Here is a 13984-nt window from a genome sequence, read left to right on the forward strand (position 1 = left end):
TTGAAAACGAATTCAACGAAAAATGAATCGTAGGTATTGGGTTTTTATACCTATTTCACACGCGCAAAAAAAGCTAGCTTCGTGTGAAAACGAAACTAGCTTTTTTGATCGTAACTATTATCGTGCTTGAGCTGCTGTGATGAGCGCAAGGTTGTAAACGTCTTCGGCATTACAGCCTCTTGAAAGATCGTTTACTGGCTGGTTTAAGCCTTGTAAGATTGGACCTACAGCTTCAAAGTTACCTAAGCGCTGTGCAATTTTGTAGCCGATGTTTCCAGCTTCTAGGCTAGGGAAAACAAATACGCTCGCATCGCCTTTGATGACGGAATCTGGCGCTTTTTTCGCTGCTACTGAAGGAACGAAAGCTGCATCGAATTGGAATTCTCCATCAAGTACAAGCTCAGGTGCCTTTTCTTTTGCAATGCGAACTGCTTCAGATACTTTTTCTGTTTCGTCTGATTTTGCTGAGCCTTTTGTAGAGAAGCTAAGCATTGCCACACGTGGTTCGATGTCGAACATTTTGGCTGTGTTTGCACTTTCGATCGCAATTTCAGCTAGATCTTGGCTGTCTGGTGCAATGTTGATTGCACAATCAGCAAACACATATTGCTCTTCGCCGCGAGCCATGATGAAGACGCCAGATGTTTTCTTTACGCCTTCTTTTGTTTTAATGATTTGAAGTGCTGGGCGCACTGTGTCAGCAGTTGAGTGTGCTGCACCGCTCACAAGTCCGTCTGCAAGACCTTTATATACAAGCATTGTACCGAAGTAGTTTTCATCTAGTAATGCTTTTCTTGCCTGCTCTTCTGTTGCTTTGCCTTTACGTCTTTCTACGAAAGCTTGTACAAGCTCTTCAAAACCTTCATATGTATGAGGATCATACACATCAACACCATCAAGTGTAAGACCTAATTCTTTTGCTTTTGCTTCAACTTCTTGTTTTTTACCTACAACAATTGGCTGCAATACTTTGCCATCTGCTAGTTTTTGAACGGCTGTTAGAATGCGTTCGTCCATTCCCTCAGGAAAAACGATCTTTACTCCTTTACCTGCAACCTTTTCCTGAACTGTTGAAAAAATATCTGCCACTTATATACCCTCCTTGATTTTACAAAAAAAGCGTTCTCTTTTAAGCATACTCTTCTTCTACATAAATTCAAACTACCAACTTACATTATAGCGCTTACAAATTAAATTCTTATTTTTCAAACTAATTTAACCAATTTCCATAAAAGTTGTTTTCGTCGTTCAAGTTTTGATCACATCTTCATTTGGACAAACTATGTTATAGTTGGAACAGATGGAAAACTGTAAATAGGAGTGAAATAAATGAGCGAACAACATACAACCAATGAAGCAGCTCAAACACTGGACGGCTGGTATGCACTGCATGATTTTAGAACCTTTGACTGGACAGCTTGGAAGCTGCTGACAAGTGATGAGCGACAAGCGATTCTTCATGAGTTCACAGGTCTATTAGAAAAATGGAAAACAGCTGAGCACGATAAGGCGGGAAGCCAAACAATCTATAGTATTGTCGGCCAAAAAGCAGATATTATGCTCATGATTTTGCGTCCAACCATGGAAGAACTGGGTGAAATTGAACTTGAATTCAACAAGACACGACTAGCAGAGTTTACGATCCCAGCTTATTCGTACGTTTCAGTTGTGGAACTCAGCAACTACTTAGCTGGAGGCGGAGATGGCGGAGATCCTTATGAGAACCCGCATGTACGTGCGCGTCTATACCCTGAGCTCCCTTCTTCTCAATACGTGTGCTTCTATCCAATGGATAAAAGACGTTCTGGCAATGACAACTGGTACATGCTCTCCATGGATGAGCGTAAATCACTCATGAGAAGCCACGGCTTAATTGGCCGCAGCTATGCCGGGAAAGTAAAGCAGATCATTACAGGCTCCGTCGGTTTTGATGATTATGAGTGGGGCGTCACTCTTTTCTCTGACGATGTGCTTCAATTTAAAAAATTGGTTTATGAAATGCGCTTTGATGAAGTCAGTGCACGCTACGGCGAATTTGGTTCCTTCTTTGTCGGAAACCGATTAGCAAACGAGCAGCTGGCGTCTTATTTTCATGTATGATAAACTCTTAAGGCTTCGGATCTTTCCGAAGCCTTTTTATGTATTTTTTTAGAAAGGTGATCACATCATGAAAAACTTCCCCATCGCTATTTTTGCTTTAACGCTCGGTGCGTTTTCAATTGGCATGACTGAATTTGTCATTATGGGGCTTTTGCCAAACGTCGCAAACGACCTTCATGTATCCATCTCTGCTTCAGGGCAGCTGATTACTGGATATGCACTTGGTGTCGCAGTTGGCGGACCTATTTTAACATTATCAACTGGGAAAATGTCGAGGAAACGTCTTCTCATTCTATTAATGATCCTGTTCGTGGCGGGAAATGCTGTTGCCGCTGTATCGACCACTTACGGTCTATTAATGGCCGCACGTATTTTGACGTCATTTGCTCATGGAACCTTCTTTGGCGTCGGAGCCATAATGGCTGCGCGGCTTGTGCCTAAGGAGAAAAGTGCAAGTGCGATCAGCTTCATGTTTACAGGACTGACGGTCGCCAATGTACTGGGTGTGCCGTTTGGTACCTTCATCGGAAATCAATTTGGCTGGCGTATGTCGTTTCTTGTCATTGCCGTCATTGGTCTCATTTCCTTAATCGGTATCATCAGCTTAGTACCCAATCAATCGAAGGAAGAAGTACTGGATATTCGAAATGAAGTGTCTGTTTTGAAAAAGCCACAGGTACTCGTTTCTTTTGCAATGACGATCTTTGGTTTTGCAGGTGTGTTTACAGCCTTTACGTATATCAGCCCGATCCTGCTGCAAGTGACTGGTTTTCAGGAAAATGGGGTGACGCTCATCCTTGTTCTCTTCGGGCTTGGGGTGACCATCGGGAATTTAGTTGGCGGAAAGCTTGCCGATTGGAAGCTGATGCCGAGTATTATGGTGACACTGATCCTGCTGATGGCTGTCCTGTTATTGTTTACAATCACTTCCGAATTCAAAGTACCTGCTGTGCTGACCATTTTTGTTTGGGGAATCATTTCATTTATTCTTGTTCCTACCTTGCAATACCGCACGATGAACATGGCACATGAAGCACCGACACTCGCATCGACGCTTAGTCATTCTGCCTTTAATATTGGGAATGCTGGCGGTGCAGCGCTTGGCGGTCTCGCCATCGAACTGACACATTTACAGCTTGTTCCGTTATTTGCTGCAGCTGTAACCTTCATTGGGCTCATCATTACGATTATGAGCTATCAGTCAGATAGACGAACAAAAAGGACCTGAGTCAGGTCCTTTTTTATTTCATCACGGTCATTTCTGGCTCTTCTATTTGTTTCACACGTTCCTGTACTGGATGGGAAAAGGAGTGCTCGGATAAGACGATATGAGATACGGTTTTTGTAAACCCAGACACTGCCTGAATAAAGGCTTCAATTTCTTCAAGAGAAGCGACTGACAGCTTAATGAAAAAGCATGACTGTCCTGCCACTCGATAAGCAAAAAAAGCGCGTGGGTGCTGATTCATAAAAGCCACAAAACGTTGATACTCCCCGTTTAGCACTGTGACTTCCAGCAGGCAGTCAATCATAAGCCCTAATTTTTTATAGTTAACCTGAACCGAATACCCTTCAATAATTCCTGCATCCTCTAATTTACGTACTCTTTCTGCTACCGCAGGTGCGGATAAGTTGACTCGTTTGGACAATTCCCTCATAGACAAGCGGGCATCTTCTTTCAATTCATTTAAAATATGCACATCAACATCGGTGATTTTCATTCGTACCTCTCCTATCCGAAAGTCGTTCCATTTGAAAAGTATTTTATGATAATACTTATGATTCGAAATGTAAAATAAAACTAAATAATGGTAGAATTTATTTTAACGGAATTGAATGAAAAAGCAAGTATGGAGGGATCACCTGATGAAAGAATCTTTAGACAGCAAGGCTTCTAAAACGTTTCCCATCACACTTGCCATCGCGCTCACACTTGGCGTCTTTGCGGCGGGATCGGAAGAACTGGTGATTTCACCACTGCTGCCTGATTTATCAAACTCCTTTCAGCACTCTCTTGATATTCTCGCCCTTTCCATCAGCATTTATGGGTTAGCTGTGCTGGTTGGAGCCCCGCTGCTTGTTCCTTTAGGGGACCGGTATTCAAGGGAACTGTGTTTGATCATCGGGCTTTCTTTCTTTTTGATTGGAACCGTGATGTGTGCGGCTGCCCCGAATTTGGCAGTGTTTTTTGCTGGCCGTGCCATTTCTGGGCTGGCGACCGGTGTATTTGTGCCAACAGCCTATGCTCTTGTAGGCGACCGGGTTCCTTACGAATATCGAGGCAAAGTGATGGGGCTCATTGTGTCGAGCTGGTCTCTTTCTCTTGTCCTTGGTGTACCAATTGGCGCCTTCATCGGGCAGAGTTTAAACTGGCGATGGACCTTTTGGATTTTCGCCATCATGAGTCTCATTGTCCTGCTGCTCGTCATCCTTGAATCTCGTAAACAAACCGCCACAGCGAATACAGGAGCACCTCAAGCTAGGGAGAAAGCTGGCTCTATATGGGGCGCTTTGAAAATTGATCGTGTCCCCGCCTATTTGACCGTGACATTTTGTAATATGCTAGGATTTTATGGCATGTACTCGTTCTTAGGAGCTTATCTGCAAAGTCTGTTTTCTGGAGGGCAATCGACGGCAGGACTTCTGATCATGGCTTACGGCGTCGGTTTTTCCATGAGTGTATTTACAGGGAAATTAGCAGACTGGTTTGGCAAAACACGTTCTCTTTTCTTTGTGCTGGGCGGCATTACGCTCGTTCTCGCCTTACTTCCTTATGCACCTTTCTCATGGACATTGCTGATTTTCGCCCTATTTATTTGGGGTGCCATGCAAAGTTTATCTGTCACGCTTTTGAGCACTGTCCTAAGCGACTGCTCCCAAACCCACCGAGGCAAAGTGATGGCTTTTTACAGCCTTGCGTCCAATCTTGCCGTTATGCTTGGTTCCGCTCTTATGGGACCTGTCTATGTCCATTTCGGCTATCATACGGTAGGGCTTGTATGTGCACTCATTACGCTTGTTGGTTTTCTCATTAGCTTCGCCAGCTATAAACGTGAACGAACCTTACAGCAGAAACATAAAAACACATTTGAAACGTAAGCTCATTTCACTGCACATCTCGGTATGTGCAGTTTTTTAGATCAATTTTTAATATCATCATAAAATACATTTTTTATAAATTTTGTTGACAATTGCCAATTTTATTTTTTATAATCTAGTAAAAATTTGAAAAAGATTGGATGGTAAACATGATCTTAAAGAATGATGTTTTTCATTTCAAAGAAGAGCCCATCGTTTCACCTAAGATGTTTACAGTCAATACACTAGGCCCTGAGGGGACAAGCAGTGAATATGCAGCAAAACATTTCATCTCTCATTCCACCACTACACTCGGCACTCATACGAAACTATCCCTTTACGACACGTTCGAAACTTGCATTGAACATACTCTCTCTAACGCACTCCAATACACTCTCGTTCCACACGCATACGAAGGAATCAAACACTTCTACATGAGACCTGACCTGCAGCTTTTACAAATTTTCAGATGTGACACACCCATGTATGGTTTGGCTGTCAGACCAGATTTCCCATTTCAAGAACAAATGCTCCACCATTTAAAAATTGTCTCTCACCCTGCACCTGTCAATTTGATTCAATATTTCATTCACCAAAATGCTGAATTTGAGCTAGTCAATTCTACAAGTACTGCCGCAAAAAAAGTAAGAGACGGCGAATTTGATTTCGCTTTAACTAATGAGGTAGCCAGAGCCACATACGGCCTCACCTTCATTCGAACGTTTAAAAGCATCCCAATGAGCTGGTCCATATTCGGAAAAGGAGAGATATAATATGCAAACTGAACAAAAGACGCAAGAACGATATTTTCCTCAAGCCAAAAAAGTAGAATGGGAGAATGGTGTCACACAATATTCCACGGTCAGAGGTGATACGGAAGTGTTAATTTCATACGTCCCTCCTCACACGATCATAGAACCTCACGAGCATCCCGAAGCACAAATCGGCATCGTATTAAAAGGCGAGCTTCAAATGACGGTCGGCCCATCGACCCAATTGCTCACCCCTTTAGAATCAGCCTATATCGCACCACCTTTTGTCCCTCACGGCGCATCTAACCTGACAGATGAGGAAGCGATCGCCATTGATATTAAGAGATTAAAAGAGGGCGAGGAATATACGGCTCCTCCTACTTATTTCTTAGATATTTTCAAAACACGGGATTTACTCCCTGGCATGGAAGTCACCTTTTTTGTTGAGGATTGGATGGAGCTCATGATTGCCAACATTCCTGGAAATGGCGGTGAAATGCCTTTTCATAAACACCGCAATGAACAAATCGGCATTTGCATCAGCGGAGGTTATGATATGACCATTGAAGGCTTTACAGAGAAAATGGAATTTGGCACCACTTATTTCTGTGATCCAAAGGAAGATCATGGTGCGATAAATCCAAAGCCGGAAGCATCAAAGTCTATTAATCTCTTCTTCCCTCCCCGCTATAATCGGTTGAAGCCAAAAGCGTCTAAGGTGAAGAAATGAACCTCGACGGAAAAGTCGTCCTGATTACAGGAGGTGCATCAGGGATTGGGCTTGCCGCAGTCAAGCTTTTCCTTGAGCATGGAGCAAAAGTAGCAGTGGCTGATATCAATGAACAGAGCGGCAAACAACTCGTCGAATCATTGCCGCACGAGCATCTTGCGTTTTTCAAAACAGATATTACGAATGAGTCTGACTGTCAAAAAACCGTTCAGTTCGTGCTGAACCGTTTTGGAAAAATTGATGTTTTGATTAACAATGCAGGCATCGAAATTGTCTCCCCCGTTCACGAGATGACGCTGGAGGATTGGAACCACATTGTACAGGTCAACCTGACGGGTGTATTTCTTATGAGTAAGCATGCATTGCCGCATATGCTTGAAAAGAAAAGCGGAAGTATTATCAATACAGGATCTGTCGGGGGTCTTGTCGGCTGGCCTGACATCCCTGCATATAACGCAACAAAGGGCGGTGTCATCCAGCTAACCAAATCCATGGCGGTCGACTATGCCGCCCATCAAATCAGGGTGAACTGTATCGCCCCGGGCATTATTGATACGCCATTAAATGAAAAATCCTTTTTAGACAATCATTCAGAAAGTCTTGAGGTTGTCAAAAAAGAAAAAGCAAAGGTGAACCCATTACTTCGTCTCGGAAAACCCGAAGAAATTGCGGGCGTCATGCTGTTTCTCGCCTCTGATCTATCCAGTTATATGACTGGAAGTGTTGTCACAGCAGATGGCGGTTACACCGCTAGATAAAAAGGAGTGCTTTCATTGAGTAAAAAAACCGTACTTGTCATTGCTGATCTGGGAGGATGCCCGCCCCATATGTTTTACGAAAGCGTGGCTGCATCGTATCATATCGTTTCTTATATCCCGAGACCCTTTGCTATTACAAAGGGACACGCTGAGCTAATCGAAAAATACTCCATTGCCGTCATCAAAGATCGAGATTATTTTGACACAAACCCTTCTTTTGAACACCCAGATTCTATTTACTGGGCACATGACGATTATCTGAAATCCGAGGAAGAGGTGGTGGACGACCTAGTTCGTGTGGCTTCCTTTTTCAAAGCGAATGCGATCACCACCAATAATGAATTATTCATTGCACCAATGGCAAAAGCAGCTGAGCGTCTTGGACTGCGCGGCGCTGGGGTAAAGGCAGCTGAATTAGCGCGTGATAAAAGTCAAATGAGGGCTGCATTCAACGCGGCTGGGGTCAAAGCAGTAAAAACTCAGCCTGTCACTACTTTAGCTGATTTCCAGCAAGCCATTGAACATATCGGGACACCGCTTATTTTAAAGCCTACATACTTAGCAAGCTCCATTGGCGTGACCCTTTTTCATGACCGAGCCGGCAGTGATGATCTCTTTTTAAACGTACAATCCTATTTGCAAACCATTCCCGTTCCAAACGCTGTGACGTATGAAGCTCCGTTTGTCGCTGAAACATACTTAGAGGGTGCTTACGAGGATTGGTATCAAGAGGACGGCTACGCTGATTATGTCAGTGTTGAAGGGTTAGTCGTTGAGGGTGAATATATCCCTTTTGTCATTCATGATAAGACCCCTCAAATCGGTTTTACAGAAACGGCTCATATTACTCCGTCGATCCTAGACAATGAAGCCCAGCAACTCATCATTGAGGCAGCAAAGAAGGCAAATGAAGGGCTAGGTCTTGAAAACTGTGCCACTCATACAGAAATCAAGCTCATGAAAAATCGAGAAACCGGATTAATCGAATCAGCAGCTAGATTTGCTGGCTGGAATATGATTCCGAATATCAAAAAGGTCTTTGGGGTAGATATGGCCAAGCTGCTGATTGATGTATTAGTCGATGGAAAAAAGGCTGATTTGCCAAAAGAACTGCTTTCTGGACATACGCATTATTTAGCAGACTGTCATTTATACCCTCAGCATTTCAAAGAGAGCGGACACTTTCCGCCTGAGGTCACACACATCACCATTGATCATGTGCATATTCCGCAGGACACTTTGGTTGGAGATACTGTCATCATCAGTGAATCCGTCCCACCTAAAGGGACCTTTGTGGACCTATCTTTATTTGAAGCATTTAATGGCATCGTGTCTCTTGAATTAAAAGGCTCGTCTTCTCAGGATGTTGCCGCATCCATCCGTAACATTCAGAAGCAGGCAACCATTCAGTTAATGGATGAACTAGTGAAGGGATAGAAAGAGAGGGTAACGTGGTGAAGATCTTACCATCTAACATGATTGAACGGCTGCCAGAACAAAAATTTGGAACCGTATTTGAGAAAATTGCACATAAAACACAAAACGGAGCGAACATTGTGAACCTTGGTCAGGGAAATCCCGATCTTCCTACTCCTGCCCATATTGTGAGTGCCCTTCAAGAGGCAGCAGGCACTTTGCAATTTCAGCAATATGCTCCTTTTAGAGGCTTTGACTTTTTCAAGCAAGCCATTGCAGATTTCTACAGAAAGGAATTCGGCATTGAGGTTGACCCGCAGAAGGAGATTGCCCTTTTCAATGGAGGGAAAACAGGCCTTTATGTGATGAGTCAGTGCCTGCTTGATCCAGGGGACATTGCCCTCGTCCCCGATCCTGGATACCCAGAATATCATTCAGGCATCTTGATGGCGGACGCAAAGCCATACTGCATCCGACTGGAAGAGGAAAATGGCTATTTGCCGAATTTCCCGTCAATTGATCCAGACGTGTTAAAAAAGGCAAAGGTTCTTTTCTTAAATTATCCGAATAACCCTACAGGTGCTGTGGCAAGTGAAGCATTTTTTGAAGAAGCTGCGGAATTTGCCTCAGCTCACGGTCTGCATGTGATTCATGATTTTGCCTATGGTTCATTTCATTATGAGCAAAAACCAGTAAGCTTTCTAAAGGCACCTCTTGGAAAAAAAGTAGGCGTGGAATTATATTCTTTATCCAAAACATTCAATATGGCAGGATGGAGAGTCGCTTTTGCTGTAGGGAATGAGGACATCATTCATGCCATAAACGCCTTCCAAGATCATGTGTTTGTCAGTATGTATGGCGGATTTCAACAAGCCGCCACCATTGCCTTACAAAGTGATGACTGTCATATTCAATCCTTGAAAGAAGTCTACCTTGAACGAATGAATTTCTTCATCCGTCAAGCGGAGAAGCAGCTTGGCTGGACCATTGAACGTCCAGCCGGCGCCTTTTATTTATGGGCTTCGATCCCTGATGATTTCGAGGATTCTCATGCTTTTGCCGACTATTTACTCGAGCATGCAGATGTCGTCGTGACGCCTGGGGGTGTATTTGGAGCACATGGAAGACGTCATGTCCGCATCTCAATGGTGGCGCCAATTGAACAGCTTGCCCTTTTTATCGATCGGCTCCATATACTGCCGATTCGCTTTCATCAAAAAACCCGCATATAGCGGGTTTTTCATGTTATATACTTTTCATTGAACCACCATCGACGGATATTTGCTGTCCGGTGACATAGGAGGCTTCCTCTGATGCGATAAAAGCGGCTAATGAAGCCATTTCACTCGCTGAACCTACTCTTTGCATCGGGATTCCTGACGCAACAGCTTTTACAGCTTCTTCGCGTGATAATGACTGTTGACGCATCATGTTTCCGATGAATTGTTCATACCGATCTGTAGCAATAAATCCTGGGTTTAAACAATTTACTGTGATTCCTGAGGGCGCAAGCTGTGTGGCTGCATTTTTACTAGCATTGATAATCGCTGCATTCATCATACTGTTCGTAAACATTTGGTCACCAGGTTCCTTCCAGAGGTTCCCGACAATTTGAATGATCCGGCCGTATTCATGTCTTTTCATCATCGCTGCCGCACGTTTCATCGTATCAATGTACGCAATGGCTTTCTGAGAAAATGCTGCCAGCATCTGCTCACTTTCACATGAATCAAAAGTATCTGGCTTCCCTCCTGGAATGTTATTAATCAACACATCCAGTCTGCCAAACTCTTTTTCTATTGCCGCAAAGGCCTCAGCTCGCACTCCTTCATGGGACATATCGCCACAGAAAAGAGACACCGGCTCTTTTGTTTCTGCCATACGCCCAATGTGCTGCTGCGCATCTTCTAGTGAGGATTGATTTCTAGAATTGATGATGACTTTTACATGGTCTTGGGCGGCAAGCTTTATAGCAATTGCCTTTCCAATCCCGGTACTTGCCCCTGTGACAAATGCAATTCTTTTAGACAAACTCATCCACATCCCTTTTCTACTCAACTTAGTAAACATACATACAATGACACATATAGAATGTATTTCAACAAAAAAAGACCTTTCTCCTGCGAAAGGCCTCTGTTCTTTATTTAAATGTCGTTTCCCAATCAAATCCGATCGTCTCATCATTCCAAGCGATTCTCTTTTCATCTGGGTTTTTCGGATCATAGGATTCTGTCGTGAAATACACAATTTGCAGCGGCGTCTCGCCTAGTACCCGGTAGCCATGTGCGACACCCTTTGGGATGAGGAGCAGCATTGGATTGTCTTCCCCCATATAATACACGTCGGTTTCACCCTTTGTAGGAGAATCCTCACGCAAATCGTATAAAACGACCTGGGCATGACCTGCTGGGAAAAACCAAACGTCGTCTTGCTTTTCATGATAATGAAAGGCTTTGATCACTCCTGGAAAGCTTTTCGACCACGATGCCTGCCCAAAGCGTTTCAGCATCGGCTCATCATCTCGAATGAGCTCTGCAAAAAAGCCGCGATCATCACAATGTTTCATGAGTTTTTTCGTTTGTACACCATCAATCATGCTGATGCCATCTCCCTTCTTTCTGCAAATATTCATGAAGTGCATCCTTCCAATGTCTTGGTTGCCAGCCTGTGGCTTCAATCGCTTGAAGGTCTAACACAGAATAGGCTGGACGAGGCGTTTGGAAGCCGTACTCTTCCGTGGAAATTGGCTCAATGGTCGTAGACAGGCCGCTTTTTGCGACAATTTCTGACGCAAAGTCAAACCAAGAACAGCTGTCTCGGTTACTGACATGATAAATCCCTGCTTTTTGATCAAACAAATGAATGATTGCCTCTGCGACATCCTTTGTATAAGTAGGTGATCCTACTTGATCGTTCACGATGCGCAAATGATCCTTTGTTTCTGCGAGCCTAAGAATGGTATTCACAAAGTTATGTCCCTCATGTCCGTATAGCCAAGATGTACGGATGATTTTCACTTCGTCTGACACGAGATGAATCAATTCCTCACCAAGCTTTTTACTTTTTCCATAAATGGTTTGAGGATCTGCTTGTGCATCGACTTGGTAAGGGCTGTCTGCTTGCCCGTCAAATACATAATCTGTACTGACATGTAACACATCAGCCCCCACGTTCTTTGCCTCCAGCGCTGTATAATAGGCGCCAATGCCATTGACAAGATACGCCTTTTCCGTTTCTGTTTCACATTGATCAACAGATGTATATGCTGCTGCACTGACAACAATATCAGGCTGAAAGTGTCTCATTGCGTGTCTGACTGCTTGCTGGTCTGCGATATTGAGCATACTCCTCGTTAAGGCAATGACGGTGATATCTTTTTCCTTGAGCTGTCTGCTCAATTCTTTCCCTAGTTGCCCGCCTGCACCGGTGATTAAAACTTTCATCCGTCACCCTTCTTCGCCCTGATCAAATTTGGCACAATACCAATTGATCGTTTTTTCAATACCTGCTTCAAATGACGTCTCCTGCGTCCAGCCGAGCTCCCGTTTCAGCTTACTGGCATCAATGGCATACCGTCTGTCATGCCCTTTTCGATCTTGAACAAACGCAATACGGTCATGACTGATCCCGAGCTGCGTCAGAATGGTCTGGGTCAAATCGAGATTCGTTTTCTCGTTGCCGCCGCCAATATTGTACACCTGCCCAGCTGTTCCGTTTTCAAGGACCCGCTTTACAGCTCTCGCATGATCCTCTACATACAGCCAATCGCGAATCTGCTGGCCGTCTCCATAAATCGGGATCTTTTCACCATTGATCGCTTTTCTAATAATAGTCGGTATTAATTTTTCTTCATGCTGATACGGTCCGTAGTTGTTGCTGCATCGTGTGATCATCGCGGGTAATTGGTGAGTGTGGATATAAGATTTCACAAGCAGATCTGAACTCGCCTTGCTTGCTGAATAAGGATTATTCGGTGAAAGTGGTGTTAGTTCTGTGAAAGCAGGATCATCCAGCTCCAAATCTCCATATACTTCGTCTGTTGAAATATGAATGAGTTTTTTCGCCTTTCCTTTTAAGACTGCCTCCAGCATACGATAGGTGCCGAGCACATTGGTTTGAATAAAGGGCTCAGCCGATTCAATACTGCGATCAACATGGGATTCCGCTGCAAAATGAATGATGGCATCATAGACTTCATCAAATGCTTGATCCAACTCATGCTGAAGGGTGATATCCCCTTGAATAAAACGAAAATGAGACAGCTTTAATAATTCATCCATCTCCTCTGGATGACTGGCATATGTTAACTTGTCAAAAACAGTGAGCCGGACATCGGTTTCCTGAAGCAGCAGCTTCACAAAATTTAGTCCAATAAATCCCGCTCCGCCTGTAATTAAATAAGACTTCGTCATTCGTATCCCTCTTTTTTCTTCATCGTTTCAAACATTTTCGTAGATGCTTGGTGGAGAGATTCATGTGTTCCTGCATCAATCCACCACCCTTTTAACATATCATAGGTCAGCTGGCTATTTGAGATATAGAGATTGTTTACATCTGTAATCTCTAATTCGCCTCGATCTGACGGCGAGATTTTCTCTATATATTGAAAGACTTCTTGATCATAAAAATAGATGCCTGTGACGCAGTAAGATGAACGCGGATGCTCCGGTTTTTCCTCAATTGATAATATCCGGTGGTGAGCGGCATCAATTTCTGCAATGCCAAACCGCTTTGGATCTGCCACTTCTTTCAACAGAACCTTCGCTCCGCTTTCTTGCTGCTGAAAGGCTTCAACAAAAGGGCTTAGCGAATCCTCAAATACATTATCACCTAGCATCAGCACAAATTTCTCCTCTTCTACAAAGGGCTTTGCATAGGATAAACCGTCCGAAATTCCAGAAGCTTCAGGCTGTACCTGATAGACAATGTTCATCCCGAGTTCCTGATCGCCTTCAAGTAGCTTTTGAAACAGCGGGATTTGTTCTTCTTGTGATATGACCATCACATCTAAAATCCCTGCTTCTTTCAGTTTGAACAAAGACCAATAAATCATTGGATATGGACCAACCGGCAATAAATGTTTATTGAAAATCTTCGTTAAAGGTGCCAGTCGTGATCCCTTTCCTCCTGCTAAAATAACTCCCTTCACA

Annotated in this window: 15 protein-coding genes; 8 read left to right on the forward strand and 7 right to left on the reverse strand. The window is 43.7% G+C overall.

What is annotated here, in order from left to right; translation table 11 throughout:
• Positions 1-117: 117 nt before the first annotated feature.
• Positions 118-1089 (reverse strand): phosphate acetyltransferase, encoded by a 972-nt coding sequence (pta, locus tag C6Y02_RS03130; protein WP_034660357.1) that lies wholly within the window; start codon positions 1087-1089, stop codon positions 118-120.
• A 240-nt stretch (positions 1090-1329) separates the two neighbouring features.
• Between pta and hemQ the strand changes: the two genes are divergently transcribed.
• Complete coding sequence (hemQ, locus tag C6Y02_RS03135) at positions 1330-2100, forward strand: hydrogen peroxide-dependent heme synthase (RefSeq protein WP_003215092.1); 771 nt, start codon at positions 1330-1332, stop codon at positions 2098-2100.
• Positions 2101-2167: 67 nt separating this feature from the next.
• Positions 2168-3328, forward strand: coding sequence for an MFS transporter (locus C6Y02_RS03140; RefSeq protein WP_106030629.1), 1161 nt, complete (start codon positions 2168-2170; stop codon positions 3326-3328).
• Between the two features lie 13 nt (positions 3329-3341).
• Here the strand turns inward: C6Y02_RS03140 and C6Y02_RS03145 are convergent, their stop codons facing one another.
• On the reverse strand, positions 3342-3821 hold the full coding sequence (locus C6Y02_RS03145; RefSeq protein WP_041816025.1) for an Lrp/AsnC family transcriptional regulator: 480 nt from the start codon (positions 3819-3821) through the stop codon (positions 3342-3344).
• Between the two features lie 145 nt (positions 3822-3966).
• On the opposite strand from C6Y02_RS03145, the gene C6Y02_RS03150 reads away from it, so the two are divergent.
• From C6Y02_RS03150 to C6Y02_RS03175, 6 genes are all read left to right on the forward strand, one after another.
• Positions 3967-5199, forward strand: a complete 1233-nt coding sequence (locus C6Y02_RS03150) for an MFS transporter (RefSeq protein WP_060597520.1) — start codon at positions 3967-3969, stop codon at positions 5197-5199.
• Between the two features lie 149 nt (positions 5200-5348).
• Positions 5349-5951: a type 2 periplasmic-binding domain-containing protein gene (locus C6Y02_RS03155; RefSeq protein ID WP_060597521.1), complete on the forward strand. Its 603-nt coding sequence runs from the start codon at positions 5349-5351 to the stop codon at positions 5949-5951.
• A 1-nt stretch (position 5952) separates the two neighbouring features.
• Positions 5953-6660, forward strand: a complete 708-nt coding sequence (gene bacB, locus C6Y02_RS03160) for a 3-((4R)-4-hydroxycyclohexa-1,5-dien-1-yl)-2-oxopropanoate isomerase (RefSeq protein WP_106030630.1) — start codon at positions 5953-5955, stop codon at positions 6658-6660.
• Positions 6657-7418 carry an SDR family NAD(P)-dependent oxidoreductase gene (locus tag C6Y02_RS03165; protein WP_106030631.1) on the forward strand — a complete coding sequence of 254 codons (762 nt, stop codon included), beginning with the start codon at positions 6657-6659 and terminating at the stop codon, positions 7416-7418. Before bacB ends, C6Y02_RS03165 begins: the two co-directional genes overlap by 4 nt.
• Positions 7419-7433: 15 nt before the next feature.
• Complete coding sequence (bacD, locus tag C6Y02_RS03170) at positions 7434-8855, forward strand: alanine--anticapsin ligase (protein ID WP_106030632.1); 1422 nt, start codon at positions 7434-7436, stop codon at positions 8853-8855.
• Positions 8856-8872: 17 nt separating this feature from the next.
• Entirely contained in the window at positions 8873-10066 is a 1194-nt protein-coding gene (locus C6Y02_RS03175; RefSeq protein WP_189288288.1) for an aminotransferase class I/II-fold pyridoxal phosphate-dependent enzyme, read from the forward strand.
• Between the two features lie 13 nt (positions 10067-10079).
• Here the strand turns inward: C6Y02_RS03175 and C6Y02_RS03180 are convergent, their stop codons facing one another.
• From C6Y02_RS03180 to C6Y02_RS03200, 5 genes are all read right to left on the reverse strand, one after another.
• Complete coding sequence (locus C6Y02_RS03180) at positions 10080-10871, reverse strand: SDR family oxidoreductase (RefSeq protein WP_269202091.1); 792 nt, start codon at positions 10869-10871, stop codon at positions 10080-10082.
• A 103-nt stretch (positions 10872-10974) separates the two neighbouring features.
• Positions 10975-11430 (reverse strand): dTDP-4-dehydrorhamnose 3,5-epimerase family protein, encoded by a 456-nt coding sequence (locus C6Y02_RS03185; RefSeq protein WP_060597527.1) that lies wholly within the window; start codon positions 11428-11430, stop codon positions 10975-10977.
• Positions 11423-12277 carry a dTDP-4-dehydrorhamnose reductase gene (gene rfbD / locus C6Y02_RS03190; RefSeq protein WP_060597528.1) on the reverse strand — a complete coding sequence of 285 codons (855 nt, stop codon included), beginning with the start codon at positions 12275-12277 and terminating at the stop codon, positions 11423-11425. Before rfbD ends, C6Y02_RS03185 begins: the two co-directional genes overlap by 8 nt.
• A gap of 3 nt (positions 12278-12280) precedes the next feature.
• Positions 12281-13246, reverse strand: coding sequence for a dTDP-glucose 4,6-dehydratase (gene rfbB / locus C6Y02_RS03195; RefSeq protein WP_034660376.1), 966 nt, complete (start codon positions 13244-13246; stop codon positions 12281-12283).
• On the reverse strand, positions 13243-13983 hold the full coding sequence (locus C6Y02_RS03200; RefSeq protein WP_034660377.1) for a sugar phosphate nucleotidyltransferase: 741 nt from the start codon (positions 13981-13983) through the stop codon (positions 13243-13245). Before C6Y02_RS03200 ends, rfbB begins: the two co-directional genes overlap by 4 nt.
• Position 13984: the final 1 nt, after the last annotated feature.

It is taken from the genome of Bacillus sp. NMCC4, assembly GCF_002998555.1.
Taxonomy (GTDB): Bacteria; Bacillota; Bacilli; order Bacillales; family Bacillaceae; genus Bacillus.